A 336-nucleotide genomic window follows, 5' to 3' on the forward strand; every position below is an offset into this window, starting at 1 on the left:
CGAATGGCGCAGCATCTACGACAACAACCTGGTTTCTGCAGTGCTGACCGTTCAGGTCCTCGGTGATCACCTCCGGTCGGGGGGCTCCGTGGTTACCGTGATCCCCGATCCCGTGCGGGAAGGCAGCGCCGACGCGGCCGTCAAGGCCGCGATATCCGAGTGGACCGCCGGGCAGGCCAACCATTTCGGCACCAGGGGCATCACCGTCAACGCGGTGGCTGCCGGTCGCGGCGTCGAACCCGGCTACGAAGGACTGGGTACCGCCCCACCGTCGGTCAGCGCTGAGATCGCCCGGGTGTCGCTATTTCTCGCCACTCCGGCGGCTCGCCACATCAC

The 336-nt window shown here is 67.3% G+C and carries 1 protein-coding gene; it reads left to right on the forward strand.

Annotated elements, in window-relative coordinates; genetic code table 11:
* On the forward strand, window positions 1–336 hold a 336-nt coding region (locus ACPGXI_RS14315), incomplete at both ends, for an SDR family oxidoreductase (RefSeq protein WP_526654043.1).

Origin of the sequence: Mycobacterium sp. (assembly GCF_049608025.1) — a bacterium.
Taxonomy (GTDB): Bacteria; Actinomycetota; Actinomycetes; order Mycobacteriales; family Mycobacteriaceae; genus Mycobacterium.